This window comes from Bradyrhizobium sp. Ash2021, assembly GCF_031202265.1.
Taxonomy (GTDB): Bacteria; Pseudomonadota; Alphaproteobacteria; order Rhizobiales; family Xanthobacteraceae; genus Bradyrhizobium.
In genome coordinates this window covers 281,241-307,965 of sequence record NZ_CP100605.1, presented here as the reverse complement: position 1 = coordinate 307,965, position 26,725 = coordinate 281,241, and the positions used below count along the sequence as shown (strand labels likewise).

General features: G+C 59.0%; 21 protein-coding genes and 5 pseudogenes. 18 read left to right on the top strand and 8 right to left on the bottom strand.

Annotation, left to right across the window (positions count from 1 at the left end; all coding sequences use genetic code 11):
- Window positions 1–417 precede the first annotated feature (417 nt).
- The 6 genes and pseudogenes from NL528_RS46485 (at window position 418) to NL528_RS46460 (ending at window position 4,470) form a co-directional block, all read left to right on the top strand.
- Window positions 418–603: a hypothetical protein gene (locus NL528_RS46485; RefSeq protein ID WP_309185542.1), complete on the top strand. Its 186-nt coding sequence runs from the start codon at window positions 418–420 to the stop codon at window positions 601–603.
- 347 nt (window positions 604–950) lie between these two features.
- Window positions 951–2,234, top strand: a complete 1,284-nt coding sequence (locus tag NL528_RS46480) for an IS256 family transposase (protein ID WP_309176837.1) — start codon at window positions 951–953, stop codon at window positions 2,232–2,234.
- Between the two features lie 201 nt (window positions 2,235–2,435).
- A pseudogene (locus tag NL528_RS46475) lies at window positions 2,436–2,744 on the top strand (SOS response-associated peptidase family protein); the annotation flags it as partial.
- 85 nt (window positions 2,745–2,829) lie between these two features.
- Window positions 2,830–3,378, top strand: a complete 549-nt coding sequence (locus tag NL528_RS46470) for a hypothetical protein (RefSeq protein ID WP_309185541.1) — start codon at window positions 2,830–2,832, stop codon at window positions 3,376–3,378.
- 94 nt (window positions 3,379–3,472) lie between these two features.
- Complete coding sequence (locus NL528_RS46465) at window positions 3,473–3,715, top strand: hypothetical protein (RefSeq protein ID WP_309185540.1); 243 nt, start codon at window positions 3,473–3,475, stop codon at window positions 3,713–3,715.
- 383 nt (window positions 3,716–4,098) lie between these two features.
- Window positions 4,099–4,470: a rhodanese-like domain-containing protein gene (locus NL528_RS46460; protein ID WP_309185539.1), complete on the top strand. Its 372-nt coding sequence runs from the start codon at window positions 4,099–4,101 to the stop codon at window positions 4,468–4,470.
- Window positions 4,471–4,970: 500 nt separating this feature from the next.
- Here NL528_RS46460 and NL528_RS46455 read toward each other — a convergent pair whose 3' ends face one another.
- On the bottom strand, window positions 4,971–5,606 hold the full coding sequence (locus NL528_RS46455) for a group II intron maturase-specific domain-containing protein (RefSeq protein WP_309185538.1): 636 nt from the start codon (window positions 5,604–5,606) through the stop codon (window positions 4,971–4,973).
- Window positions 5,607–5,694: 88 nt separating this feature from the next.
- Here NL528_RS46455 and NL528_RS46450 point away from each other — a divergent pair, with 88 nt between their 5' ends.
- The gene (locus tag NL528_RS46450) at window positions 5,695–6,642 is read left to right on the top strand and encodes an integrase core domain-containing protein (protein WP_309185537.1); all 948 of its coding nucleotides are present in this window, start codon (window positions 5,695–5,697) and stop codon (window positions 6,640–6,642) included.
- On the opposite strand, the gene NL528_RS46445 is transcribed toward NL528_RS46450, so the two are convergent.
- On the bottom strand, window positions 6,612–8,681 hold the full coding sequence (locus NL528_RS46445; RefSeq protein WP_309185536.1) for a recombinase family protein: 2,070 nt from the start codon (window positions 8,679–8,681) through the stop codon (window positions 6,612–6,614). The genes NL528_RS46450 and NL528_RS46445 overlap by 31 nt on opposite strands.
- A gap of 745 nt (window positions 8,682–9,426) precedes the next feature.
- Between NL528_RS46445 and NL528_RS46440 the strand changes: the two are divergent.
- Both NL528_RS46440 and NL528_RS46435 read left to right on the top strand, forming a co-directional pair.
- Window positions 9,427–9,858 (top strand): annotated as a pseudogene (locus NL528_RS46440) (recombinase family protein); the annotation flags it as partial.
- Window positions 9,859–10,068: 210 nt separating this feature from the next.
- Window positions 10,069–11,472: an invasion associated locus B family protein gene (locus tag NL528_RS46435; protein WP_309185534.1), complete on the top strand. Its 1,404-nt coding sequence runs from the start codon at window positions 10,069–10,071 to the stop codon at window positions 11,470–11,472.
- Window positions 11,473–11,745: 273 nt separating this feature from the next.
- Here NL528_RS46435 and NL528_RS46430 read toward each other — a convergent pair whose 3' ends face one another.
- Window positions 11,746–12,126, bottom strand: coding sequence for a hypothetical protein (locus tag NL528_RS46430; protein WP_309185533.1), 381 nt, complete (start codon window positions 12,124–12,126; stop codon window positions 11,746–11,748).
- Window positions 12,127–12,538: 412 nt separating this feature from the next.
- Between NL528_RS46430 and NL528_RS46425 the strand changes: the two genes are divergently transcribed.
- From NL528_RS46425 to NL528_RS46410, 4 genes and pseudogenes are all read left to right on the top strand, one after another.
- A complete protein-coding gene (locus tag NL528_RS46425; protein WP_309185532.1) occupies window positions 12,539–13,996 on the top strand; it encodes an IS1182 family transposase in 1,458 nt (485 codons plus the stop codon).
- A 287-nt stretch (window positions 13,997–14,283) separates the two neighbouring features.
- A pseudogene (locus tag NL528_RS46420) lies at window positions 14,284–15,443 on the top strand (IS30 family transposase).
- Window positions 15,444–15,711: 268 nt separating this feature from the next.
- Complete coding sequence (locus NL528_RS46415) at window positions 15,712–16,161, top strand: hypothetical protein (RefSeq protein ID WP_309185530.1); 450 nt, start codon at window positions 15,712–15,714, stop codon at window positions 16,159–16,161.
- 215 nt (window positions 16,162–16,376) lie between these two features.
- A pseudogene (locus tag NL528_RS46410) lies at window positions 16,377–16,943 on the top strand (transposase); the annotation flags it as partial.
- Window positions 16,944–17,182: 239 nt separating this feature from the next.
- Here the strand turns inward: NL528_RS46410 and NL528_RS46405 are convergent.
- A pseudogene (locus NL528_RS46405) lies at window positions 17,183–18,379 on the bottom strand (IS701 family transposase); the annotation flags it as partial.
- A gap of 65 nt (window positions 18,380–18,444) precedes the next feature.
- A protein-coding gene (locus NL528_RS46400; protein WP_309176895.1) for an IS5 family transposase occupies window positions 18,445–19,283 on the bottom strand; the annotation gives its coding sequence in 2 pieces (ribosomal slippage) (window positions 18,445–18,899 and window positions 18,899–19,283; 840 coding nt in all).
- A gap of 887 nt (window positions 19,284–20,170) precedes the next feature.
- On the opposite strand from NL528_RS46400, the gene ltrA reads away from it, so the two are divergent.
- From ltrA to NL528_RS46385, 3 genes are all read left to right on the top strand, one after another.
- Window positions 20,171–21,559 carry a group II intron reverse transcriptase/maturase gene (gene ltrA / locus NL528_RS46395; RefSeq protein WP_309185529.1) on the top strand — a complete coding sequence of 463 codons (1,389 nt, stop codon included), beginning with the start codon at window positions 20,171–20,173 and terminating at the stop codon, window positions 21,557–21,559.
- 306 nt (window positions 21,560–21,865) lie between these two features.
- Window positions 21,866–23,164: an adenylate/guanylate cyclase domain-containing protein gene (locus NL528_RS46390; protein ID WP_309185528.1), complete on the top strand. Its 1,299-nt coding sequence runs from the start codon at window positions 21,866–21,868 to the stop codon at window positions 23,162–23,164.
- A gap of 306 nt (window positions 23,165–23,470) precedes the next feature.
- Entirely contained in the window at window positions 23,471–23,737 is a 267-nt protein-coding gene (locus NL528_RS46385; RefSeq protein ID WP_309185526.1) for a GlsB/YeaQ/YmgE family stress response membrane protein, read from the top strand.
- A 66-nt stretch (window positions 23,738–23,803) separates the two neighbouring features.
- Here the strand turns inward: NL528_RS46385 and NL528_RS46380 are convergent, their stop codons facing one another.
- Window positions 23,804–24,217, bottom strand: coding sequence for a hypothetical protein (locus NL528_RS46380; RefSeq protein ID WP_309185525.1), 414 nt, complete (start codon window positions 24,215–24,217; stop codon window positions 23,804–23,806).
- 820 nt (window positions 24,218–25,037) lie between these two features.
- Entirely contained in the window at window positions 25,038–25,184 is a 147-nt protein-coding gene (locus NL528_RS46375) for a hypothetical protein (RefSeq protein ID WP_309185523.1), read from the bottom strand.
- Between the two features lie 708 nt (window positions 25,185–25,892).
- Between NL528_RS46375 and NL528_RS46370 the strand changes: the two genes are divergently transcribed.
- On the top strand, window positions 25,893–26,054 hold the full coding sequence (locus NL528_RS46370) for a hypothetical protein (protein WP_309185522.1): 162 nt from the start codon (window positions 25,893–25,895) through the stop codon (window positions 26,052–26,054).
- Between the two features lie 125 nt (window positions 26,055–26,179).
- The gene (locus NL528_RS46365) at window positions 26,180–26,335 is read left to right on the top strand and encodes a hypothetical protein (protein ID WP_309185521.1); all 156 of its coding nucleotides are present in this window, start codon (window positions 26,180–26,182) and stop codon (window positions 26,333–26,335) included.
- An 18-nt stretch (window positions 26,336–26,353) separates the two neighbouring features.
- On the opposite strand, the gene NL528_RS46360 is transcribed toward NL528_RS46365, so the two are convergent.
- Window positions 26,354–26,689, bottom strand: a complete 336-nt coding sequence (locus NL528_RS46360) for a hypothetical protein (protein WP_309185518.1) — start codon at window positions 26,687–26,689, stop codon at window positions 26,354–26,356.
- Between the last annotated feature and the right edge of the window lie 36 nt (window positions 26,690–26,725).

The following is a 26,725-nucleotide window of genomic DNA, read 5'->3' as shown; positions in this document are numbered from 1 at the left end:
GGGGTAACGTGTGCCATCGGGTCCGAGATATGTCGCCGAAGCGGGATCGTACCCGGGATATTGTGCGCAGGCGTTGTAGGAACTGGGACTGTCACCGCCGCCGTCTATCACAATTGTCGGCCCGGCACGACGTAACCCGCCGCCGTGGTGGTCACCTCTGACACGCTGGTAGCCACGCTCACTGCCGGACGATCCGTCCCGAGCGAGTGTCAAAGACGCTGGCGCAAGCGCGATCAAAAAAAACGCAGCGCCGAAGAACATGAACTTAGGCATGGTTGCTCCTCCAAGGGCGAGTGTTGGAGAAAACGAGGCGTTCAATCTAACGTTCCGAGAAGATCGCAGGTAACGAAAGGTTCATTCGCCGCACACCGAGCAAACAAGAACTAAATCCATCTAAAACGATATTGGAAAATGCCCATGACCCACAACACCGCCGACATCGCCGCGTACATCGTCGAGCTGACGGAACGCACGCCAGCAAAAGATCGAACGATGGGATATTTCGAAAGCGCCGTCGAGCGCAAATTCCCCGGCCTCGACATTGATCAGCTTCACGCCGCGCAAGAGATCGCTGCGGCGGCCTTGAAGGCGGCGGAGCGATGACCGCGTCAATTTTAATCCAATTCGTCGAGGCGGATTTCAGAGGTCGGTAATAACTTCACGCCAAGGTTCTCCAATCCACTGGGGCAGCACCGGAGGATCGCAATGAAACACCACCATCATTTGGAGGCGCAGGCGCATACCGCGCCAAGGGTCATGTCGAAAGAAGCAGAGAAGATCACCGCGCTGGTCGCAGGGCTTCGCAAGTCCGTTTCCGATATCGACAAGGAACGCGCGCGGGCCAAGGACGCTGAGCTATCGCTGAAAGTTGGTGACGGCGGGAATCGGAAAGGCGGCATATCGTGGGGGTGCTTGACGCCTCCACTTCTCCACCGAAGGAGCGATATGCCGTGTCCAACGATAACATCATCAAGCTGATTCAGCCAGCAAACGTCGACGATCAACTCACGGAAATCTTGCGTACTGGGGCACGTGTTCTGTTGGCCCAGGCGGTCGAGGCCGAGGTCGCGGACTTTCTCGGCAAGCATGCCGATTTGAAGACCGCAGACGGCCACCAGCGGGTCGTGCGCCACGGTCACCTGCCGGAGCGCGAGGTGATGACCGGTATCGGTCCGGTCGCCGTCCGCCAGCCGCGTGTGCGCGATCGCGAGGCGGACGCTACCGACCCCGACCGCATCCGGTTCTCGCCCTCGATCCTGCCGCCCTATATGCGCCGCTCTAAATCGATCGAGACGCTGCTGCCGATCCTTTACCTGAAGGGTATCTCGACCGGCGACTTCTCCGAGGCGCTGGCAGCACTGCTCGGCAAGGATGCTGCCGGATTGTCGGCATCCGCCATCGGCCGCCTGAAGGACGGCTGGCTTGACGAACACACCGCGTGGCAGAGGCGCGATCTGTCGGCGAAACGTTACGTCTACATCTGGGCCGATGGCATCCATCTCCAGGCACGCCTCGAAGACGAAAAGCAGTGCATCCTGGTGCTGATCGGCGCGACGCCGGAAGGCCGCAAGGAACTGGTCGGCTTCACCGATGGCGCCCGCGAGAGCGCGCAGGACTGGCGCGATCTGCTGCTCGATCTGAAGCGGCGCGGGCTCGACGTGCCGCCGCGGCTTACCATCGCCGATGGCGCGCTCGGGTTCTGGAAGGCCGCCGGTGAGGTCTGGCCGAAAACGCGCGAGCAGCGCTGCTGGGTGCACAAGACCGCGAACGTACTCGCCAAGTTGCCGAAGAGCCAGCAGCCGAAGGCCAAACGCGCGTTGCAGGAGATCTGGATGGCCGAAACCAAGGCCGCCGCCGAGCTGGCGTTCGACGCCTTCATCGCGAGCTACACGCCCAAATACGAGAAGGCGGCCGACTGCCTGGGCAAGGATCGGGACACGCTACTGGCGTTCTACGACTTCCCGGCCGAGCACTGGAAACACCTGCGAACGACCAATCCCATTGAAAGCACCTTCGCTACCGTGCGCCACCGCACGATCCGATCGAAGGGATGCCTGTCCAACAGGACGGCGCTCGCGATGGTCTTCAAGCTGCTCGAGGCCGCGCAGAAAAGCTGGCGTCGTCTCGATGGCCACAACCAGTTGCCAAAACTCGTTCTCGGTGTGACATTCAACAACGGGATCGAGGTCATCGCTAAACCCGCTGACCGTCAGCCCATAACCGCCGCCGCCTGACCGGCCCGGCCGTCACCAAAAATTGGCGATAGCTCAGGACGCTTCCGATCCGGCACTCATGAGCACTCTGGATACACGCCGCAACAATCTAATGGTTACTGTTGCCGCGTTGGAAGACCGTCTGTCAGCTATTCAAGGATTGCTTAAACTGAACCGGCGACACGTTGCGCATCGAATGCACTGACAGCATTTCTCGTCGGGCTGAACGATGACCGACCGCTGTTCGCCTTCGCTGGCATCTGGACGACCTTCAGCGGTGATCGCGGCACGAAGTCCAAGCCGGTGCCAGGGCCGCATCAGGTCTACGGCTTCCTGACCACCTCGCCGAATGCGGTGGTCGAGCCAATCCATCCCAAGGCGATGCCGGTGATCTTGACGACGGACAAAGAGCGCGATGTCTGGATGCGCGCGCCGTGGGATGAGGCGAAGGCGCTGCAGCGGCCGTTGCCCGAGGAGGCCCTGAAGATCGTGGCGCGCGGTGCGGATAAGGAAGATCAGGCGGCGGCATAGCGTTTTCCGCGACGATCTTCCTAGCCTCTGCCTTGCGGCGATGGAACTTGAGGGGGTAGTGTTGGAGGAGATTTAGGGGCCGGGAATGCTACGGATTTTATTGTTGGTTTTTGCGCTGTGTGTAGCAGCGCATTCAGAAGAGAGCCGCCCAAGGGAAAGCGAACACAAAGCTGAAGCTGCACAGGCCGATAATCATGATAGCCACGGCCAGCAGCAAATAACGGTGCCAGCTAATAGCGCGGCTCCCACGATCATCAATATATCTGACGGCAAACATGCTGGCGAGGAAAGTCAGTGCGCCCAGCCCAAAGACTGGAAGGAATGGCCCTCGTTCGCGTGGTGTAAGGCGGACGTTTGGCTGGATGCCGAGCGCGTAATCGCCACTTTTACTGTCATTCTCGGAATAGCTACCTTGAAACTCTGGCGTTCAACGGACACGCTGGTTCGAGGCGCTGACCTGAACGCTGAACGGCAATTGCGGGCCTATATTTCCTTCACGCCACAAAGCATCGTTCACGCCTATCCCAATTATCTGCCACGGGCGACCTTCATTATAACTAACACGGGCCAGACCCCCCGCTTACAACATTCGCTACAGCGCAATCCTCGAAGTGCTGCCATACCCTCTTGCTAGAGATCAGGGAGATTTGGTGGTTGTTCACTCCGAACCACCAGTAGCCGGGAGACCCATCCACTCGAAAGACCATACCCTCGGAGACGCTGCCGCCTTGGAAAATATGTCTTTCGAAGATTACCAAAAAATGATTGGGCCGAACCACCGCCTCTATCTGGCGGGTATTGTTTGGTATGAGGATATCTTCAAACACGAGACTAGGAAGACGAAGTTCTGCGTTTGTATTGGAGGCGCGGATTACGGGGTTATCGCGGGACAGGCTTTCGTCCAGCGCAAGCCGATTGTCATTCCCATGGCCGATTGGGAATTCTCGTATGTCCATAACGACGCTACCTAGTAGCGCCAGAAATCTGATCTACAGGAATGGCAGGCTACAATGCAGGCGCTGATGCTGGTTGTAGAACATGACGGGCCGACGATGTTTGCGCGAATAGGCGTGATGCGAACTCAACCGCCACGTCGAGCGGGTGTTCAGAACGTTGCGCAAGGACAAGCATTGGGAAGGCGGAAATCGAAGAGAGACCAATGACCGAACCCGGCTTGTTCCGCCGCCTAGACGCTGGATTGACAGGCGCGGTTGCTGGGACAATGTCACAGTTACCAAAGTCTGCGGACGGACGTACCCTGTAGGGCCCCGGAGCGATCCGGGGCCTTACTTGTGTGCGAGAACCATCCCGGGTTTCGTGCTTAAATGTCGGTGCCCGACCAAAGGAGGATCACATGGTAACAAGCGTCAAACAGATGTTGGAAGCTGCTAACGCGGCGGTTCCGAAGATCACGCCGGATCAGGCCAGTGACATGATTAAAAAGGGAAACACCTTGGTTGTCGACGTGCGCGATGCACCAGAAGTCAGTGCAAGCGGCAAGATCGCTGGCGCTGTGAACGTCTCACGCGGAATGTTGGAATTTCGCGCCGACCCGGACTCTCCATACCACGACAAGAATTTCGATAAGGAAAAGACCGTTATCCTCTATTGTGCTTCCGGCGGTCGTTCTGCGCTCGCCGGGAAGGTCCTAAAGGATATGGGTTACGACAAGGTCTATAATGTCGGCGGATTTAAAGATTGGACCGGCGCGGTCGATAAGGTCTAAAAATCGTCGAACTCACCGTGCGACACGACCCTGCCATCGATAGGAGCAGCGACGCGTTGGCGGGCGTGGACGCCGCCTTGCTTGGAACGACGCCCGCCTAATCGGTATTGTGCAGCATGGATTGGCCTGACTATCTACGGGACGAAGCGGCCAAGTATCGGAAACTTGCCGAGCAGACCGATGATCCTGTCGTCAAGAACGAACTGCTTGAGTTGGCGTCCCGTGTGTGAAGAGGTCGCCAGCAACATCGAAGATCACCTGACAGGCGGGTAGGTGGTCATCCACGCGGCGGGCTGCCGCCTCCGCCTCGGTTCAACCTTTACTGGCTCGAAGCCTGTTGCTTTCGCCGATGTCCGCTTTGGAGCGCATTGCGGACTCAGGTCGGACATCGCGCGAGGTCCGAAAAGTGCCAGTGATCGGGATAGGGGGGAGCCTCTCGACTCCGCCCCTCCCACACCACCGTACGTACGGGTCCGTATACGGCGGTTCGAGAAGTTGCGCTAACACGCTCCAAACAGGGATGGAAGGCCGAGCGATTTGAAGTAGGCGTTGGAGAGCCCGAAGCAGAGAGCTTTGCTCCGGGCGATAGGCCAAGGGCCACGGCCACTACTGGCCGTGTTACGCAGTTCCCCCGAGATTCGCAGTGCGGCCAGTGCCGCTCGGCGACGCCGTGGTGTTTTCCACTGACGCCATAGAGCGGCCCGCAGCCGCAACCGGACCCAGCGAGTGAGAGCGATCAGCACCTCGGGCGTTTCGCAGAAGCCGAAATAGCCGCGCCAGCCCCGCATATACGTGGCCAACTCTTCCATTGTCGTCTTGATGCTGACGCCCCTGGCCCTTCGCGTGGTCTCCCGGATTCGCTGCTTGAACCGTCCCAGAGATTTCGGCGCGATCGTGCGCTTGATGTCCGGACCAGCCGAGAAGCTGAATCCGAGGAACTTCCGTTCCTGCGGTCGTGCCACCGCACTCTTCGCCTCGTTTACCTTGAGCTTGAACTTTTGTGTGATGAAGCGCGTGATGCTCTCCATCACCCGCTGACCCGCGCGTTCGCTGCGAACATAAATGTTACAGTCGTCCGCATAACGAACGAAGCGGTGTCCCCGGCACTCCAGCTCGCGGTCGAGTTCGTCGAGCACGAGGTTACTGAGCAGTGGCGAAAGCGGTTGTGTGTACCGAGAACTCTATCCGCATTGATGAGGTGACGGAATCGCGTAAGCTGGCGGGATGACCGGGCTGCTGCTTTTCGTTCTGGCCATTTTAGTCTCGCCTTTCAGGTCGAAGAGCCGGCTTGAGGCGGAGAATGCGGCGCTTCGACATCAGTTGATGGTTTTGCGCCGTAAGGTGGAGGGCCGGGTCCGGTTCACGAACAACGATCGCTGGTTCTTTATCCAGCTGTACCGATGGTTTCCGTCAATCCTCCAGGTCCTCACGATCATCCGTCCCGAGACGCTCGTGGGTTGGCATCGGGCCGGCTTTTGCCACTATTGGCGTTGGAAATCACTGAGACGGGGCGGACGGCCGCCAATTGATGCAGAGCTGCGTAGGCTGATTCGGCAGATGAGCAGGGAGAACCTGCTTTGGGGTGCGCCGCGCATCCATGGTGAACTGCTCAAGCTCGGGTTTGAATTAGCGCAGTCAAGTGTCGCCAAGTACATGGTCAAGCGACGCGGGCCACCAAGCCAGGGATGGCGAACTTTTCTGCGAAACCACGCGCCGGACATCGCCGCCATGGATTTGTTCGTGGTCCCGACTATCGGCTTTAAGCTGCTGTATGGCTTCGTGATTGTACGGCTTGATCGTAGAGATTTGGTCTGGATCAACGTGACAACCAACCCGACAGCGGAGTGGGTTGCTCGTCAGATTACCGAGGCGTTCCCCTGGGATGACGCTCCGGGTTACATGATCCGGGATCGCGATCGGATCTACGGTGCCGTTGTCAGACGTCGATTGCGAGCCATGGGCATCCGGGACAAGCCTATCGCACCAGCTTCACCGTGGCAGAATGGCTTTGCCGAACGGTTGATCGGATCGATCCGGCGCGAGTGTCTGGACCAGATCATTGTCTTGGGCGAGGCACATCTGCGCCGAATTCTGAAATTCTATGCAGATTACTACAACCGCGCATCAGAACACCCATCTGTCTATGTCGTTGAAGAGAAGAGACTTTGCTGATTGGGATGCGATCCCGTGGGGTATCTCGGGTTCTGTCGCGCTCGCTCGGCGATAGATTGAGCAACAGTTGTTATCAGCGAGGCTCGGGCGAAGATCCACGGGCCGTCCGACAGCGGACGGAAGGCTTCGATCTCGCCGGCTTGAGCGGCCAGGCGGAGCGTCTTGGGCGCGATCTTCAGGAGCTTTGCGGCGCTGCTAAGGTTGAGCCAGAATTCGATCCCGTCATCGGCTGGCTTGAACACCGGGATGTGATGATAGGAGCGCAGCGATGTGACGCGCTCGCGGGTCCAGCGATTGCCGTTGCCCGTCTTAAAGCCGTTGCGGTTGAGGAGGCCGGCAATCAGATCGTCGCTGGCGATCAGCACCAGTTGACGCACGGCTTGGATAATATCAGCAGAAGAGCTGTTGCGCTGTCCGCGCCGGCGCTTGGGCAAGCGCAGCTCGCTGTGGGCGCCACCCACCCAGTGGACGATGAGAACGATCTCGGACGCCGCGTCGTCGATATCGGCCACGACCTCATGGACGAGGGTGCGTACAATGCGCTTCTTGAGGCGCGCATCCGTCGTCGGCGCATCCCAGACCGTTTTGAGGTTCGAGGCGAGAACGCCGAGCGAAGCCGGATCAGCAATGGGTGCGGGCGTCGCCGCATCATGCATGGCGATCATGCCCTCGACCTCCGCCGCGTGAGCGAGCGCCCTGTTCCAGCGCGCTTCAAGTTCACTCGCCACCAGCCGGTTCGCGGGGTCGGCGGCATCGTATTGCCGGAAGGCCCGGTCTGCGGCATAGCGCGCCGCTTCCAGATCGCGACTGAGAGCATCGCGCACCCGATCCTGTCGTTCTTCGGCTTCCTTAGCAGCAGCGGTTGCAGCGGCGATAGCACCTGGACCGACGACGCCAAGCAGTGCTTCCTCGATTGCATCATCGACGCTTAGTCCTCCGAAGGCGATGCAGAGAGGGCCGCCATTGTCCATCCAGGCGCGGCTGCAGCTGTAGCGCGGGATATGGTGCTTCATGCCTGTGTACCGGACTGTGAGCTTGCGGCCACAGCGCTTGCACCGGATCAGACCGGCCAGCAGCGTGTCTCCATGCTTGGGCGCGCCCTGATGTCGACCAGTGGCAACGTTGCTGCTGACCATTGCGCGGATCGCCTCGAACCTCTCCCAGCTCACATACCCGTCGTGGGTATTGGGCTTCAACGTCAACCATTCGTTCCGCCTCTTGCGGCGGATCTTCACGTTCACGCCCTCGGCGGTGTATCCCGCCGTCACAGCCGTCTTACCATAAGCATAGGCGCCGCCGTAGACCGGGTTATCAATGATCCGGTGGACAGTGGAGTAACTCGGTCGCCGCCAGGCCGTGTCGCCGTTGGACTGCTTCACCGGGAGATCGAGGTTGTACTCGTGGAGCCAGCAGAGCGCCTGTCGGGCACTGCCCAGTTCCTCGACCTTGTCGAACACCAGCTTGATCGCTTCCTGGACACGCCGATCCGGATCTTTCTCATAACGGTCGCCGGCCTTCACGAAGCCGACAGGCGCCGCCACAACCAACTCGCCCCGGCGCGCCTTCTCGTAGCGCGCCGAAAGCGAGCGCTGGCGCAACAAATCCAGCTCGTACTCGTTGAGGCTCCCCTTGAGCCCGAGCAGCAAGCGGTCGTTGCCGAGCCTTGGCGCATAGATGGTCTCCTGATCGACCAGAACGGTGTCGACCACGCGGCACATCTCGATGAGTTGCTGCCAATCCCGGCTGTTGCGAGCGAAGCGCGAGACCTCGCGGGCGCAAACCGCACCAACCTTACCGAGACAAACCTCCGCTACCATCCGCTCAAAGCCAGCGCGTTGTACCCCGCCGGCGGCAGAACGACCGAGATCATCATCGATCACTTCGATCTCTGACCAGCCGAGCGCCATCAGCCGGTCCCGCATGGCGTATTGTAGTGCGCTGCTCTCACGATTGTGCAATACTTGATGGGCTGAGGATTGGCGCACGTAAAGAATCGCCTTGCGCTGCAAATGATGAGGCCTGACCTTGTCAGAGATCATGATCAGCCTCCTTCGCGCGCGGCGTCGCTGTCGTCGCAGCATGGTCGAGGATCAACCGCGTCATCAGGCTTGTGAGCGCTGCCCGCGCTTCCGCCGGCAGCTCCGGCCATGCGGGCGCGCTGGTGGCGTCGTTCGCTAGGCCGCTCCCGAACAGATCTATTTGGTCCCGCGGGCGCGATCGTCGATTGTGTCGGTATCCTTTCCCTGAATTTCTCGTCACGTGTGACATGGGTCTCTCCCCGATTCTGGTCGTGAGAGGCTTCGGATGCGCCAGAAAGCGGGACGGCTGATGGCGTTTGATCCTTCAACGCCAGATCGAGCAGCGCGGAGAGCGCCGCAAGTGCCTCGATGCTGACATAAGGTTGAGCTGCCAAAAGCCCGGGCTCAGGGCACGCCGTCCGGTCGAACATCCAGGCCGGCACTTCAAGCCCCGGATCTGTTCGCGACTCTTTCAGCGTGCAGCGGAAGACGACAAAACCACCCTTGTCAACGGCACCATGAATGCAAACTCGGCGACCAAACCAAGGATGATGCCGATAAAGAACCTCGCGAAGAACGGTCCTGTGGGCGTTCTCAAACCTCGTTGTACAATAGCGACCGAACGCATCGATCCTTGAACAAGGATCCGCCGATTTCTCGCCCGGTTCAGCGAACCGGTGTCATCGGTTCACGCCCCATCCTGGGCGGACTTCATCACCACTACGCCCGTGTTTGAGTTCTCGGTACACACAGGCGAGACAAGCGGCCCGGGTTCGATCGGCTGCTAAACGATGCCACCAGTCGCAAGGTGAACATGATCGCCGCCTGGTCGGTCGATCGTCTCGGTCGCAGCCTTCAAGACCTCGTCGGCTTCTTGGCGGAACTACGTTCGCTCAATTGCCATCTGTATCTTCATCAGCAAGCTCTCGACACGAGCACGCCCTCAGGCCGCGCCATGTTCCAGATGCTCGGTGTGTTCGCTGAGTTTGAACGCGGCATGATCCGCGAGCGCGTGAATGCCGGGCTCGCTAGGGCCAAGGCGAAGGGCACAAAACTGGGTCGCCGTACGGTCAAGCCATCTGTTGAAGCCCGTATTCGTGAGCTCAAGGCCACCGGCATGGGAATGCTCAAGATCGGTCGCGAGGTCGGCGTTGGTACCAGTGTCGTACAGCGCGTCGTTAAGCAGATGGTGGAATAGGGCAGGGCAGGGTATTTCCGCTTTACTCCTGTAAGCAGACGTTGCCCAGCCCGACTGCTGAGTCCGCTAAGTGCCAAAAGCGGTCTATCAATGCGACTATCTTTGGCGTCGCTGCACTTCGGGGCTTGATCTATGTCAAAGGGCTCGAGTCTCGGCCACTTAGCTTCCAATGGTATCTGCGGCATTTCTTCCTGAGAACGGAGTAAGAAGATGCTGAAGCGCCTTCTGGTCCCTCTGATCTTGCTGGCATGTCTGCCCGTCCATTCCCCGGCCGTTGCAGAAGACGTTGCTGCGTCGCAAAAAATCCAAGAGGAAATCTGGGCGCTACCCTTTCCACTACCGGTGCTTGCCGTCGTGGTAAGGCCAGTCGGCGACGGACCGTTTCCCCTTGTTATTATGAACCATGGAATTTCGCTGGGTGCCCAAGAGCGAACAATGTTTCCGATCATCGAATATCTGGCCGCCGCACAGTGGTTCGCAAAGCAGGGTTATGTAGTCATTTCCCCTGTAAGATATGGAGCGAGCAGCCTTGATGACAAAGATCGGGGGCTCTTTGGAGCGGTGTTTGCGCACGTGGGCAGCTGCGACAACCCGAACTTTCGTGGCCCCGGCCTCGCCATCGCCACTCTGAATGAGTGGGTCATCGACTATATGAGCAAGAAGAAGATCATTCAGCCCGGCAAGGTCGTTGTCGTGGGTCAGTCCGGCGGCGGATGGGGATCGATCGCTCTTGCGAGCCTCAACCCATCATCAGTTCAGGCCATCGTGACCTTCGCGGCGGGCCGCGGAGGAAGAGTAGACGGCAAGCCTAACAACAATTGTGCTCCCGACAAGCTCGTCGCCGCTACAGGCGAATTCGGTCGGACTGCGCGAGTGCCGATGCTGTGGATATACGCGGAGAACGACAGCTATTTTGGGCCGGAGCTGACAAACAGGATGCACGACGCTTTCGTAGCGGCGGGAGGAAATGCGGAGTATCGCATGCTTCCAGCGTTCGGAAGCGACGGCCATTTCATGATCGATTCACCTGATGCGGTGCCGATCTGGTCTCCGCTGGTAAGCCAGTTTCTTGAGAAGCATTCAGCAACCAGCAACGCCCAACAGCAAGCAAGCGTCAGCTCTTCTGCCGAGGAGCTTCAAGTCAAGCCTCCGCGGGTGCGCATCCCTCAAAGAATTCAATACTCGCCTTGGCGAAAGCTTTGCTTTGACTCGTCCGATGGGACGACGATCTGTCGGACCACATCTACCGGAACCGATGATCTCGATCAGGTAGTGGCGCGCATCGATCTGATTCAACGCGACGATGGTCCCGCCCGCATGCAACTGTTCGTTCCACAAGGAGCGAACCTGCAGCACGGAGTCAAGGTAACGATAGATCAGGAGCAGCCAACCCAAATCCCGTTCAATTGGTGTCTTAGCAACATCTGCATCGCGGCCGGCCCCGTGGAGACGAGCCTGATAGCGGAGCTAGAATCGGGCAAGAATTTAAAGCTCGAACTTACCGATCTGAACTCTTCGAAGGTTGCGTTGACTCTACCGCTCGATCAATTCGCCGCTGTGCACAAGGGCGTGCCAGCGCAAACATTTGACTTCGGCCTGGATGAGGATCGTTAAGAGGGACTGTTAACCCCGATAATTGAGGTTAACGCAGGATGGACTTCCGCTCCGGGTCAAAAGGCGACCTCGACCGTTGACACGGCTATGTCTGCTTCGCCCCCGATGACCGACATGCTTGGGCACAATAGGCATGTCCGAAAAGTGCCACAAGCCGAAGTCTCGTGTCCCCACCGATAAGTCGGCGATAACCCATCGACACTCACATCGCTTGTTTTCGAAGCTTTCGGTGCACCGCAGCATCGGCGCTGGTCGCGGCGAGGTAGACAGAGATCATTTGCTGCCAACCTCAGCTTCAGCCAATGCCGCCTTGCAAGCATCGCCGAGATCACCGATGTGCGATTTCATGCACTCCCGGATACGACTGCCATGTTGCGGCACGTCCGCGCACAGCTTCTTGCGGTCGTCCGCACAAGCCTTGATGATCGCAGCAGCCCGGTCCACCGCCACCTGACAAGGGCCAGAAAGATCCGCTTGGCGTGACTTTATGCATTCTCGGAGGCGCCCCTGGCCGGGTTGCACGCCTGCACACAAGGTGTCGACCTCACTTGCGCATGTCTTCGCAACGACGCGTTGCTGCGCCCTCGCCGGAGATCCCAGCAACAGCAAGCCTGAGGCAACAACGAATGCAATTTTCATTTTTGTCGATGACATTATTGGTCTCCTGTTGGGATTGCCTGAATTTCCACGGGATCATCCGTTTGCGTTTGGTCTATGACCGCAGCGGCCCGCTGCTTGATCTAAATCAATGCGTTTGGCGGTTAAGGAGCCCTCGCTCATAGAGCAAATACGACCCGGGGTTAGCTACGAGGATTGTGTTGCTCGCTGCAACCATTGCGGAACGGGCAAAAATCCGGACTGCGTCAAGAATTTCTGCACCGGCCACCCTCATAGGAAACCGGGCGTAGCGCCGTCACCTGTTGCTTGCCCAAATTACGGCGGTTAGGAGCCATTAGAGGCCGCGTCACCGGGCGGCCTCTTTCATTTTCCAATGTCGCCTTTGGGTCCAGGCTGTGTGAAAACCCGGTCGATGCTATGATTCTCTTGCTGAATCGGCGGGGAAGCGATGCAGGGTTTCGTTCAAGGGGCGGATCGCCAGCAGACGACGCTGTTGCCGGAATGCCTCGATGATTGGGTCGACGAGGGCAATTCTATTCGCGCGGTCGATGTGTTCGTGGATGCGTTGGAACTGCGCGACCTCGGGTTCGATGGCGTTGATCCTGCAGCGACCGGTCGGCCGGCGTACCATCCTTCGCCGATGCTCAAGCTCTACATTTACGGCTATCTCAACCGGGTGCAATCGAGCCGGCGGCTGGAGCGCGAGGCCGGCCGCAATCTCGAGGTGATGTGGCTGACCGGACGGCTCGCGCCGGATCACAAAACCATCGCCGACTTCCGCAAGGACAATGGCCCAGCGATCAGGAAGGTTTGCGCGCAATTCGTCGAGTTGTGTCGCAAGATGGGCCTACTGACGAAGGCCAGCGTTGCCATCGACGGCAGCAAGTTTAAGGCCGTGAACAGTCGCGACAACAACTTCACGCAAGGCAAGATCCAGCGCCGCCAGAAGCAGATGATCGAAGAGAGCGTGGCGCGCTACATGAGTCAACTGGACACTGCCGACCGCCAGACTGCCGCAGGAGAAGAGCCGTCGGAAACGGTGCTGCTGACCAAGACGCGGCTTAGGGAAAAGCTGGCGAAGCTCGAAGAAGAAGTGAAACGGCTGGCCGCGATTGAAAAGGCATTGCTCGCCTCGCCCGACAAGCAGATATCGCTGACCGATCCCGATTGCCGCTCGATGGCAACGAGTGGGCGCGGCTCCGGCATGGTCGCCTACAACGTACAAAGTGCGGTCGACACCACAAACCATCTGATTGTCGCGCACGAGGTCACCAACGTCGGCACCGATAGATCGCAACTGGCGACGATGGCGCAGGCGGCGAAAGCCGCGCTGCGCAGCGATCATTTGGACGTCGTTGCGGATCGGGGCTACTTTAAAGGTGAGGAACTTCTGGCATGCGAACAGGCCGGGGTCGCGGTCACGCTACCCAAGCCGCAAACCTCGGGAGCCATGTCGGCAGGCCGCTTTGGGAAACCTGATTTTGTCTATTTGGCCAAGGACGATGTCTATCGCTGCCCGGCCGGCGAGAAGCTGGCGCACCACTTCACCGCTGATGAAGATGGCCGGAAAATGCGGATTTACTTGACGAAGGCGTGCCGCGCATGCCCGTTCAAGGATCAGTGCACAACATCCAACGAGCGCCGCATCAAACGCTGGGAACACGAACACGTCGTCGAGGCCGCGCAGACGCGGCTCGATCAGAACCCGCAAGCCATGCGTGTGCGCCGCGAAACCGTCGAGCATCCGTTCGCCACACTGAAGATGCGGATGGGTGCGACACACTTTCTAATGAAGCGGTTGCCCAATGTTGCGACCGAAATGGCGCTGAACGTACTCGCCTACAACCTCACGCGCGTCATGAACATCGTCGGCATCAAGCCGCTCCTGGTGGCAATCCGGGCGTGAAGAGCTCGTGTTGTTATGCGCAACGTGTGACCGTTCAGGTCGCTCAGCGTGGCCCGAGCTTGCGCCCGGGTTGACTCTGGACTCGATCAAGCAAAAATATGCTCAGACCGTCGTGTCGACGCAGATCGTCCCCGGTTGCGTGCAGTTTTTGGGGGAGAAAAAACGTTTTTACACAGTCTGGGTCAAAATCGGAAGTCGCGGTCAGTCAGCGTCATGTCCGTTCATCCCCGGTGGTCTCAACCGGTCGCCGCAACACTTTATCTTAGAGGGAAAAGATGGAGTGTGGGATGGAACGGAGATTTCATAGAGGTTTTACTGCGGCAGAGAAGACGGAGTTATGGGATCGCTGGAAGCGTGGGGAGTCGCTGAAGGCGATTGGACGAGCTTTTGGTAAGCAGTCATCGTCGATCTATTTTTTGGTAGCTCCGCATGGTGGGATTCGTCCTGCGGAGCGGCGTCGCTCCAGGCTGGCGTTGACGCTCGCGGAACGCGAGGAGATTTCCAGAGGCGTTACGGCACATCAATCGGCACGGTCGATCGCCAAACGGCTTGGCCGCTCACCCTCGACGGTGAGCCGGGAAATGAGTCGCAATGGCGGCTATGATCGCTACCGAGCGACACTTGCGGACGAGAATGCCTGGGCGCGATCTCGTCGTCCAAAATGTTGTAAGTTAGCGACCAATCCGCGGCTGCGGCAGGCGGTGGCAGGGAAGCTCAGATTGGATTGGTCCCCCGAGCAGATAGCCGGTTGGCTGAAGCGAACGCACCCTGAAGACGAGTGTAATCAGGTGTCACACGAGACCATCTATCGCAGCCTGTTTGTCCAAGCGCGCGGCGTGCTGAAGAAAGAGCTGCTTAGCCATCTTCGATCGAAGCGCTCGCTGCGTCGCTCCAGGCCGGTTGACCCGAATGGCGATAACGGGGGCATATCAAGGATATCGTCTCAATCCGTCAGCGACCGGCGGCGGTTGAAGATCGGGCGGTGCCTGGTCATTGGGAGGGCGATCTCCTGTCCGGGCCGAACAACACCTACATCGCGACCTTGGTCGAGCGTCATACCCGTTACGTGATGTTGGCCAAGGTGGCAGGCAAGGACACCCAGACGGTTGTCACCGCGCTCATCAAGCAGGCGAAGAAGCTACCAAAGGAGCTATATAAATCCCTGACCTGGGACCGGGGCAAGGAACTTACGGATCATCGTCGCTTTACGTTGGCGACCAAAATCGACGTCTATTTTTGCGATCCGCAAAGCCCGTGGCAACGCGGGTCGAATGAGAATACCAATGGCCTGCTGAGACAGTACTTTCCCAAGGGCACCGACTTGTCGATGCATTCGCAAGCCCATCTGAACAAAGTGGCTCGTCAGCTAAATGAACGACCACGTGAGACCTTGCAATTTGAAACACCAGCAGAGAGATTTAACGCCTGTGTTGCGGCGACCGGTTGAGCCGGCACCCGAGAAGCGGACATCGGTCCGGACGCACGGCACGTCCGTTTCGTGCCAATACCGGAAATACAGGTCCATGCAGCTGTATGTACGCAGATGGCGGGATTCCGCTCAACCAAAAGTGGCTATGTGCCGATCTCGTTCATGAAGATGAATGGGAACTCGATGAGATGTTTCGCATTTTATCGCACAAGTAACCCTTGCGCGCCGGGTTCGCCGAGCGCACGCTTGCCGAGTGGTTTCACAAGAACTTTCGGAGGATGCGACCATGCGATGGATCAAGCAAGCTTCGAAGCAGAAACGCACAACCAAAGCCGCCGCCGTGAAGCTGCTGGGTGCCGCCGGACTGGGTCTTTCGCTGGTGGGTAGCGCATCGGCATCCACGATGCCCACTGCTAATATCCCGCCATCTGACAATACCTCGCCCAATCAGCGCTTCGTTCTTGGCGAAGAGGAAATGGCCGACGTCAGTCTCGCCACGTTCCATCTCTTCGATAAGGAAAACGTTGGCAGCGGCGTGCAGGTAGCTCGCGGATGCGGTGGTTGCCGTGGCGGCGGAGGTTGCCGTGGCGGCGGAGGCTGCCGTGGCGGCGTGGGCGCGGGCTGCCGTGGCTGCGCGGGCGCTGGCTGCCGTGGCTGCGCGGGCCGTGGCTGCGCGGTCGGCGGCTGCGGGGTCGGCGGCTGTTGCGCATCCTGGGGATCGTGCCGCTTGTGCTAAGTCCCGCGGCCTTAACGGCCGGCCTCACCAAGGACTCGTGGCGGCCCCGTCAACCGAGCCGGTCGCCGCTGAGTTTAGATTTTCAGCTGATTAGCGCGCGTTCTTTTGGAGCAGCCACAGGCCAAGGCACGCGCGCTTCAATGCCGCTTTGGGTCCAGGCTGTGTGAAAACCCGGTCGATGCTATGATTCTCTTGCTGAATCGGCGGGGGAAGCGATGCAGGGTTTCGTTCAAGGGGCGGATCGCCAGCAGACGACGCTGTTGCCGGAATGCCTCGATGATTGGGTCGACGAGGGCAATTCTATTCGCGCGGTCGATGTGTTCGTGGATGCGTTGGAACTGCGCGACCTCGGGTTCGATGGCGTTGATCCTGCAGCGACCGGTCGGCCGGCGTACCATCCTTCGCCGATGCTCAAGCTCTACATTTACGGCTATCTCAACCGGGTGCAATCGAGCCGGCGGCTGGAGCGCGAGGCCGGCCGCAATCTCGAGGTGATGTGGCTGACCGGACGGCTCGCGCCGGATCACAAAACCATCGCCGACTTCCGCAAGGACAATGGCCCAGCGATCAGGAAGGTTTGCGCGCAATTCGTCGAGTTGTGTCGCAAGATGGGCCTACTGACGAAGGCCAGCGTTGCCATCGACGGCAGCAAGTTCAAGGCCGTGAACAGTCGCGACAACAACTTCACGCAAGGCAAGATCCAGCGCCGCCAGAAGCAGATCGAAGAGAGCGTGGCGCGCTACATGAGTCAACTGGACACTGCCGACCGCCAGACTGCCGCAGGAGAAGAGCCGTCGGAAACGGTGCTGCTGACCAAGACGCGGCTTAGCATTACAGTTGTTTTTTTGATTTGAAGTGGGCGCGTTGAGCGGCAGCCTGGTGAGCTCTGCGCCAGAAAGACCATGCGATGATGTGTGCGGGTTGAATCCGCTTTCGCGCAAGTCTGATGGCAATGCGGCGGATTTCCTGGATTGACCAACGGATCAGTGGTGGGGTGGTTATGCTTTGGTTTTTGCCGGGGGCGCCGTTTCGTTTTTTTGGGCGGTGGCGGATTGGCGCGATGTCGGATCGCGGCCATCATGGCGAAGGCGAGCATCACCAAAGACACATGACGGTGCCAGCCATGCCAGGATCTGCTCTCGTTGTGATCGAGCCCGAATTCGTTTTTCGCGGTTTCAAAGCTGTCCTCGATCGCCCATCGATGGCCTTCGACCGCGACCAGCGTTTCAAGGGCTGTTCCCGCTGGGCACCAGGTGGTGAAGAAGGCGAGGTCATCATCGGCGATGCGACGACGGATCAGTAGACCGCGTGTCCACAAACCGTCATTTGCACTGTTGAACTGCTCGGCCTCGAGATCGGCCAATTCGAGATAACACCAATCGTGCAGCCGCGGTCCTTTGGTTCCGGCTCCCGCCGACAGGCGCTTCCAGTCGGATGAGTGCCGCGTCCGGGCGAGGTCTGCAGCCGTACCGGCGACCGGCGGTCGCTTGCCCCAGGATCGAAACACATGAGCGCTGCTGACCCCAAGCACGTAGCCTTTGCCTGCCCGACGTAGCTGCTGTTCGATGTTGCCAACACCGTAGACGGTATCGCCGGCAACCCACCTGAATGGTACAGACGCGGCTATCGCGCGTGCGATCATTCTCGTCGCAAGCCTTGGTTTGGTCGCAAAGCCGACATCGGCAGGCACATATGCGGCTTCCAGACGATCCGGATCGTCGGTCCATTCCTTCGGGAGATACAACGCGCGATCGATGAACGCATGGCCATGACGCGAAACGTAGGCAGCGAAGACGCCGATCTGGCAGTTCGTGATCTTCCCTGCCGAACCAGTGTATTGCCGCGCCACTCCGCATGACGCTTTGCCCTGTTTGAGAAAACCGGTCTCGTCGATCACCAGCACCGCATCGTCATCCGCCAAATGCTCGATGACGTAGTCGCGCACGATATCGCGCAGGGCATCGGCGTCCCAGTCTCCACGACCCAGAATCGCCTGCTGCCGCCATGGGCCGGGATCGCCAGCCGCCTCCGCGCGCATCCAACCGGTCTTGCGCTGCTCATCTCCGAGCAGACCTTCCAGGAATAGACCTGCATTCGTCGCAACACGCTCTTGCGTGAACAACGGACGTATCCGTTGCTTGATCTCTCGAAGCGACGCCGCCCACAACGCAAGCGTCTCCTCAACCGACGCGGCCTGCGCCCACGACATTCGAATCATGGTTGCCCATGGATTCAGAAGCTCGCAACAAAAGCAACTGTAATGTTAGAGTCTGTCCGGAAAGATCATGTTGGATTGCATAGCTTTCTCAGCATGAGCCTGATCGACGCGAGACGTAGGAATGCGAGGCCTCGGCGGTTGAGATTTTCCCAATCCTTGGCCAGGCGCCTGCATCGTCCAAGCCACGCGAACGTGCGCTCGACGACCCATCGCTTGGGCAAGACGATGAAGCCCTTCGCGTGATCGGATCGCTTGACGATTTCGACATTTACTTGCGCCATTATTTTTGCCATAGCGCGGCGAAACAAGGGGCCTTGATAGCCACCATCGGCGTAGAGCCTCAGCAGGAATGGATAAAGACCGAATAGCGTCGCCATGACGAGTTCGCCGCCATCGCGATCCTGAATGTCGGCGGCGTGCACGATGGCGTGGATCAGCAGGCCTTGCGTATCGACGAGAATGTGGCGCTTCTTGCCCTTGATCTTTTTTCCCGCATCGTAACCCGGCGGATCGATCGAAGACCCCCTTTTTCAGCGCTTTTGACGCTCTGGCTGTCGATGACGGCGGCGGTGGGACTGGCTTCCCGGCCAAGCGCTTCGCGACATTTCACATAGAGCATGTGATGGATGCGATCGAGCGTGCCATCCCAGCTCCACAGATCGAAATATCCATGGATGGTCGAACGCGGCGGCAGGTCTTTCGGAATGGCCCGCCACTGGCAACCTGTCGACAGAATATACATGAGGCCGTTCACCACCTCGCGCATGATCACCGTGCGCTTGTCGCCGCCGCGCTTGGCGGGCGGGATCAGCGGCTCAACAAGCGCCCATTCGTCATCAGTCAGATCGCTGGGATAGCGCAAGAAGCTACGATCATAACGAGCGCGGTTGTTCGTCGTCCACATGGGCGGCTCCTACGAATCAGGCCACCACCCTTGAATCACAAATGATTCATCCGATTCAAGAACTTCCAGGACAGACACTTATGTGATTTCAAAGAGTTAGGCGTTGTAAAAAGGTCACGTTCGACAACTTCTGCGCGATCAGCCTTGCGACAGCCATGGAGCATCATAGGGCGAACCAATTTTTGAAGACCGCAACAAACCTCAATTTTGTCCAACCGAAACTGTTTCAACCTACTCGTCAAGATGATCACTGCTTCTCCGATTGCACGGTGTTCGTCATTCAAATTCTTGACGATGCAGATGTGGTCTTCCGCATCTCGGACGCGGAATTTGCGGACGTTCTACGTTTCTACCCGCGGCCACCATGCTCGCAGGCAAGCCGCACCGCCTCAACGGGCGAACTATCGCGCAGCGATTTAGTGGTGTGCTGGGCATGCTCAGTAGCTTGGAGGTGAAAGTCCTCTACCCAACCTGATGGAGGTGAAGGGTTAGCGAGAACGCAAGGGCTGTCGCCGCGAGGCGAGGTCTGAAGGAAGCGTACAGCAAACGTGCAGGTCGATGGACAAGAACCGGGTACAAGGCGCGAGCGTCGGACGAGCGGGCCACTTACCGCGAAGTCCATATCCATCAAGGATGCGAAGCGTAGACCCGGCGACGGTGCACGGAAGGCGACTGAGCTTACCCCAGGAGATCTGCTCTGTGTCGCTTCGGCGACTGAGAGTGCCGAGAGGCGGTCTGACCGCAGGGCAGAAGTCAGCAGAGGGCGTAGTGGGTCATGTCGTCGGCAAGGCTAGTGAGGCACTCCGTCGCCGAAAGGTGGAGTCAACAGATAGGCTGAGCCGGGAACGGTGGCTGAAGGCCCGAACGAGAGGAGAGGCAAGTAGGACATGAATCTCGAGAGCGACAAGCGGCTGAACATCCAGTTGGGACTGGACTTCTCATCGGCGCCGACGGGTGAAGCCCGGCAGGCGGGACGGGAAGACATCGAATCGCTCTCGGTGGTGAATGAGCCCGAACGCCCAGCCAACACGAGCCGAATCATGGAGGAGGTATGTGAGCGAACAAACCTGAAGGAAGCATTGCGGCAGGTGAAGGGCAACAAAGGTAGCGCGGGCGTCGACCGGATAACGGTCGATCAACTCGGCGACTATCTGAAGCAGCACTGGCCGGCTATTCGGGAGCAACTGCTGATCGGGACCTACGAACCGAAACCGGTGAGGCGGGTGGAAATCCCGAAGCCGGATGGAGGAGGGGTGCGAAAGCTTGGCATCCCTACCGTGCTGGACCGCTTTGTCCAGCAAGCGGTGATGCAGGTGCTGCAAAGGCGGTGGAACCCGACGTTTTCCCGACACAGCTATGGGTTCCGACCGCGTCGATCCGCGCATCACGCCGTGGCTCAAGCGCAGCAATATATCGCTGCAGGCTACAGCTGGGTGATTGATCTTGATTTGGAAAAGTTCTTCGATCAAGTCAATCATGACAAACTGATGGGCCAGATCGCCAAACGCGTCGAGGATAAGCGGCTGCTGAAGCTCATCCGGGCATTCCTCAATGCCGGAGTGATGGAGAACGGACTGGTCAGCCCGAGCGTGGAAGGGACTCCGCAAGGAGGACCGCTTTCGCCACTGCTCAGTAACCTCGTGCTCGACGAACTCGACCGCGAGCTGGAGTGCCGGGGACACCGCTTCGTTCGTTATGCGGACGACTGTAACATTTATGTTCGCAGCGAACGCGCGGGTCAGCGGGTGATGGAGAGCATCACGCGCTTCATCACACAAAAGTTCAAGCTCAAGGTAAACGAGGCGAAGAGTGCGGTGGCACGACCGCAGGAACGGAAGTTCCTCGGATTCAGCTTCTCGGCTGGTCCGGACATCAAGCGCACGATCGCGCCGAAATCTCTGGGACGGTTCAAGCAGCGAATCCGGGAGACCACGCGAAGGGCCAGGGGCGTCAGCATCAAGACGACAATGGAAGAGTTGGCCACGTATATGCGGGGCTGGCGCGGCTATTTCGGCTTCTGCGAAACGCCCGAGGTGCTGATCGCTCTCACTCGCTGGGTCCGGTTGCGGCTGCGGGCCGCTCTATGGCGTCAGTGGAAAACACCACGGCGTCGCCGAGCGGCACTGGCCGCACTGCGAATCTCGGGGGAACTGCGTAACACGGCCAGTAGTGGCCGTGGCCCTTGGCCTATCGCCCGGAGCAAAGCTCTCTGCTTCGGGCTCTCCAACGCCTACTTCAAATCGCTCGGCCTTCCATCCCTGTTTGGAGCGTGTTAGCGCAACTTCTCGAACCGCCGTATACGGACCCGTACGTACGGTGGTGTGGGAGGGGCGGAGTCGAGAGGCTCCCCCCTATCCCGATCGTTGGCACTTTTCGGACATGCCGACCGCGGCGACAGATGACCGCTGTTGGGGGAGAGGCGGAAGTGCCGAAGTCCGGGCCGGAAGTCAGCTTTTAACCCGAAGCCGACCTGAATGCGGCAACCATCAAAGCCGCTCGTTGCACATTTTATCGCCGCTTCTCACGGCAGCTAGCTTGCGATAGTTTATCGCGAGCTATCTGCTGCGGCCTCGGAGGGTGCGATGGCGACGCCAGTGACGCGCTATGCCAAGAGCGGAGGTGTTCACATCGCTTACCAAGTCTTTGGCGGTGGTTCCATCGATCTGGTGTTTGCACCAGGCTTCATATCGCACATCGAGCATTACTGGGACCATCCAGAGCTGGCCCGTTGGCTGCTTCGTCTGGGGAGTTTCGCTCGCGTCGTCATATTCGACAAACGTGGGACCGGCCTTTCCGATCCAGTTCCCGAAATTCCTTCGTTGGAGCAGCGCATGGATGATGTCCGTGCGGTGATGGATGCAGTTGGAATTGAGAGCGCAGCGCAGCTCGGCATATCGGAAGGGGGAGCGTTGACGGCTCTGTTTGCCGCAACCTACCCTGAGCGATGTCAGCGGCTAGTGCTTTATGGCGCCTTTGCTCGTTGGCCGATCACCGCTGATGCGCTAAAGCCCTACTTGAAATACGTCGATCGAGACTGGGGTACCGGCCGTAGTCTACCAATATGGGCGCCATCGCGTCGGGACGATCCGACCTTGCAGCAATGGTGGGGCCGTTTCGAGCGACTGGGCGCAAGTCCATCAGCCGCCATGGCGGTGTTACAGATGGCTTCTCAAATCGACATCACCGAGATTCTATCCTCGGTCCACGTGCCAACGCTGATCATCCACTGCACAGAAGACACGCTCATCGATGTGGAATGCGGACGCTTTCTTGCCCAACACATTCCAGGGGCACGATTGATCGAATTGCCCGGAGAGGATCACCTCTTTTTCGTGCATGAGAAGATTGGTGACTGCATCGAGGAATTCCTCACCGGATCCATCGCTATCGCAGAAAGCCACCGTGTCCTGGCAACAGTCTTGTTCACAGACATCGTGGGCTCGACCGCGCGGGCAGAGGAGATGGGTGATCAGCGCTGGCACAATGTGCTCGACGCCCACCACACGACGGTACGACGTGAACTCGCACGTTACCGGGGCAACGAAATTAGATCTCTTGGGGACGGATTTCTCGCCACTTTCGACGGTCCGGCACGTGCGGTACGTTGCGCGTGCGCGATTTCCGAGGCTGTTCGCCCGCTCGACATTCAGGTTCGTTGTGGCCTGCATACCGGGGAGGTCGAGACTGCCGGCGATGATGTGCAGGGCATCGCCGTGCACATTGCCTCGCGCGTCTCCGCGCTCGCTGAAGCCGGCGAGATATTGGTGTCAAGGACCGTCAAGGATCTGGTCGCCGGGTCGGGTCTGCACTTCAAGGAGCGGGGAAAACATTCACTCAAGGGACTCCAAGAGCCGGTGGAACTCTACGCCGCTTCGCATTGAGCCAGTTTTGCCAATTCTGCTGTTGTGCAGGTTTTCGGACATGCCGGGCGTCTTGGGCGAATTCCGTTTTCGGGGGGAAGCGGAAGTGACGGAAACAGGGGGCGACTTCCGGGTTTGACCCCAAAGCCGTCATTTGTGGCTCGTTAGACCATCACTCTTCACTCGACCCCGTGATGACGTTTCCTGCGCCTTCCGTCTGGCGGGCTTCGCTCCGATAGCGCCTTTGATCTATGTCAAGAGAGCCGTGAGGTCGTGTCTCGTAGGGTGTTTCACTGTCCCGAATGTCCGTTCAGGAGGAGCAGCGAAATGAGCATCCTATGGACAATTATCATTGGCTTCATTGTCGGAGTGATTGCCAAATTCATCATGCCCGGCGACAAGACCGAGCCGAAGGGCTTTATCCTGACGTCCATCTTGGGGATCGTAGGCGCGTTCGTCGCGACCTACCTTGGGCAGGCTGTCGGGTGGTACGAGCCCGGAGAAATCGCGGGCTTCCTCGGTAGCGTGGTCGGCGCCGTCGTCCTGCTTTTTGTCTATGGCCTCATCATGGGTCGCCAGGGGCGCGCTGTCTGACGCCATTCCCGGTACTCCTCGCCCGCGACGACGAGGTGATCGAATAACGGTCGGATGTCCTAGGTGTTACCGTTCACCCGGCCACCATGTCGACGGCGGCAAATCGGCGGATATCTTGGTCGGCCGCAACGCCACCAGATGGCTGCGCTTGTAGGGATATCCACGGACCTGAGAACAGTCCCTGCAGCGCATATAGCGTTCCAGCTCGTGAATAGGCGTTGTTTTCGGCCGGCGGATGATGTTCAGCGCCACGGTCTGATGGGTGTTGCAGCCAAGGCATTTGACTTCGAGATAGGCGAAGCCGGCGTTGAGGTCGTCGCCCAAGACCGGAGAGGGCTGGGCGGGCCCCTGGAAGCCCAGCATGCGCTGATTCCATGCCAGACAGGCAAGACGGTCGGCTTCCTTACGTGCCTCCGCAGCGCGCTCCGCCGATGCCCGGACCGACGCGCCGTAGATCGTCTCTCGCGATTTGGTGCCCATGCCCCATCAAAGCGCGCCGCGAGAGGTCCGGCAATCGCCCAAGATGTGGGACCCGGACATCTCCAAGCCGCTGCCGATGGCGGGCAGGGCGGCCCGGATTCGTCATACCGCCCCGGCCGCTACCCACCAACCCAACCAGCAAAACCCGCACCAGCGGCTTCCCTGAGTCATGGCGGGGCGAGGGCGAGCGCATCCTGGCGTCCGCAGTCGTCCGGCGGTTCGCCCGCAATGCCGCTGGCGAATTCGAACTGCTGATCGAGGGCTCGACCTGGCCGGTCGCGACAACAGTGTGACGCACGCCGGGATTTGCCGGGTCGAGCGGTATCTCTTCACGATCAGAGACGACGAGCGTTCTTAAAGTTTGGAACGTTTAGCTCTCGGCACCAAGCCTGCCGGTATACCCCCGGCGGGCATTCTCATGAATCGAGCGGCGCTGCGTCGAGCTCTTCGATTTCCTGATCGTGAACATGCACCAACACTTGGGTCGCGCATGTCGAAACACGATTTCGCAACGCCATAAATCCACGGAGTAATCCCAATGCTCATCTCCGCTCTCCCACTTGGGAATGTACGATATTCCAGTGCATGGGCCGGTGGATTATACAGGTGAAGAATGGGCGACGTAATTCTCGGAATCGACTTCCGCAGGCGGCGTCGAGATCCCCTAACGGAAGCCATTGAAGCTGCAATCCTTGCGCTCCCACAATCATTTGCAAGAGAAGCCAACACACATCGCGGGCCCTCCGACAATCACCGCGAGGAGTATGCGTCAATGGACGAGCCGGCGTGATTTTCAGGAAATGATCCGCCTCGGGTATTGTCATTCAAGAACCTCATACTCGAGCGCGACGCCTTCCAGGTCGTTCTCCCCGAACCATTTTTCCGCCGCGTCCACATTTGCGAACACCTTGATGTGCTCGGCATCGCCGACCTGCTTGCTCGTGTTGACGTACACAAATACGGTCATTGGTCCCTCTTCAGCCTTCGCTTTCCCCAATGCTGGTCTTTGCGATCTGGATTGAACACCCGCTCGCCCGCTGGGTACAGCGCCTGCATCATCGCGATCCGGGCCAGCATCGTCGGGCCGTTCCGCTCGACGACCAGCAGCAGGGCCTCGGTCGCGTTTCGCCCATGGTGTGGCGTTCTGCTTCGCCTTCGGCCGCGACTGGATGTATTCGCCCGCGTCCTTCAACGTGAAGAGCTGGCGGCCATCGGGCAGGGGGATTGGGTCGTCAAACTCGCGGGACCAAGACAGGACGCAATCTCCGCAATGGCGATCAGCACGTCCGAGATTGAGAACAGTCTTGCAGTATTCGGCGCTAGTTCACGGCTTGCCATGCAAGCCACAAAACTGCCGTCCATACCGTTGCCCAGATAACGGTACAAAAAGCCAGTATCGGCAAAAACGTCACGAACGTCGCAACCTTGGCCACCCGATTTTGGTGGGTATTTGCGTACTTGGCGATGTGCCATATTTGATAGGCGGGCAACGCCAGTACGATCAGAAGCCATTCTGGAGGACGTCTTGAACCCATGCTAACAGCCTAATGCCTCAGGGCATCAAAGGCGAGGAGCGGCCGGTTTCCCGTCCCCAAAAATGCCGGTGCGTTGCTGGATTTGCCGGGAGTCCTAGCGTTTGCCCCGGACCGAATTGGCGGTCCGACAGGAGCATTCCATGACTAACGAATCCAAAGAGACCCAACCCTGCGAAAACTGCTTCGGCAAAGGCACCATAATGGAAGCGCGGCCCGCAAAATGGGGGTATCCGATTGATGTATCGCCACCGCCGCTCTGCCCGATCTGCAAAGGGACCGGGCTAAAAACCAAGGGCAGTTAGCCCGCCAGCCGCCACCGCGCCGGGCTACCCTAAGAGTTCTTGACAAAAACTAGGCGTTGCCCCCTTTTCAACCTCTGGCTGCCATTGTGACATGATGAGCAGCGCTAACCGTTCGAGGAAGTGAAATGGCGGCAAAAACCTGGAAGGCGAAGATCAGGCTGAAAAATGGGGGACTTCAGGACATCACGGTTCAGGCAGACAACTATTTCAATGCTAAATCGATGATCGAAACGCAATATGGGAAAGGCTGCATCTTCAGCGGCCCAACCGAAATACGGTAGATGGAGAAAGGGGCCGCCTCAGTTGGCGTCCTCTTTCAACCGCCACCTTGCTGGCGCCCCCTCGCCAACCACGGACTTGCCATTCCGCACCCGTAGCGCAGCAAGGATAGCCGCCTGCAGGTTTTTCTCCTGCTTCCGGGTGGCCGCTGCCGTCTTGCCGGCCAGCGGGGCTTGGCAGATGTCATCCGCCGTCATCGGCCCTGTGGCCCGCCGCAGCGTGTCCACAACGGCCCTATAGAACGTCCCGCGCTTGAACCGGATTGCCGGTATTGCGACGCCCGGATGCCAAAGCCACGCTTGCCGCAGGCCTGGCATACGAACCTGGTTCGTGGTGATCGAATACAGATTGCACATCGAGGTGATCTCTTAGGCGAACAGGTCGGCGCCGGC

Coding starts and splice junctions, on each gene's coding strand:
- NL528_RS46415 (WP_309185530.1), top strand. CDS start 15,712: ATGCGATGGATCAAGCAAGCTTCGAAGCAGAAACGCACAACCAAAGCC.
- NL528_RS46445 (WP_309185536.1), bottom strand. CDS start 8,681: ATGATCTCTGACAAGGTCAGGCCTCATCATTTGCAGCGCAAGGCGATT.
- ltrA (WP_309185529.1), top strand. CDS start 20,171: ATGAATCTCGAGAGCGACAAGCGGCTGAACATCCAGTTGGGACTGGAC.
- NL528_RS46485 (WP_309185542.1), top strand. CDS start 418: ATGACCCACAACACCGCCGACATCGCCGCGTACATCGTCGAGCTGACG.
- NL528_RS46370 (WP_309185522.1), top strand. CDS start 25,893: ATGACTAACGAATCCAAAGAGACCCAACCCTGCGAAAACTGCTTCGGC.
- NL528_RS46435 (WP_309185534.1), top strand. CDS start 10,069: ATGCTGAAGCGCCTTCTGGTCCCTCTGATCTTGCTGGCATGTCTGCCC.
- NL528_RS46470 (WP_309185541.1), top strand. CDS start 2,830: ATGCTACGGATTTTATTGTTGGTTTTTGCGCTGTGTGTAGCAGCGCAT.
- NL528_RS46425 (WP_309185532.1), top strand. CDS start 12,539: ATGCAGGGTTTCGTTCAAGGGGCGGATCGCCAGCAGACGACGCTGTTG.
- NL528_RS46390 (WP_309185528.1), top strand. CDS start 21,866: ATGGCGACGCCAGTGACGCGCTATGCCAAGAGCGGAGGTGTTCACATC.
- NL528_RS46375 (WP_309185523.1), bottom strand. CDS start 25,184: ATGACCGTATTTGTGTACGTCAACACGAGCAAGCAGGTCGGCGATGCC.
- NL528_RS46430 (WP_309185533.1), bottom strand. CDS start 12,126: ATGTCATCGACAAAAATGAAAATTGCATTCGTTGTTGCCTCAGGCTTG.
- NL528_RS46360 (WP_309185518.1), bottom strand. CDS start 26,689: ATGTGCAATCTGTATTCGATCACCACGAACCAGGTTCGTATGCCAGGC.
- NL528_RS46380 (WP_309185525.1), bottom strand. CDS start 24,217: ATGGGCACCAAATCGCGAGAGACGATCTACGGCGCGTCGGTCCGGGCA.
- NL528_RS46460 (WP_309185539.1), top strand. CDS start 4,099: ATGGTAACAAGCGTCAAACAGATGTTGGAAGCTGCTAACGCGGCGGTT.
- NL528_RS46450 (WP_309185537.1), top strand. CDS start 5,695: ATGACCGGGCTGCTGCTTTTCGTTCTGGCCATTTTAGTCTCGCCTTTC.
- NL528_RS46365 (WP_309185521.1), top strand. CDS start 26,180: ATGGCGGCAAAAACCTGGAAGGCGAAGATCAGGCTGAAAAATGGGGGA.
- NL528_RS46385 (WP_309185526.1), top strand. CDS start 23,471: ATGAGCATCCTATGGACAATTATCATTGGCTTCATTGTCGGAGTGATT.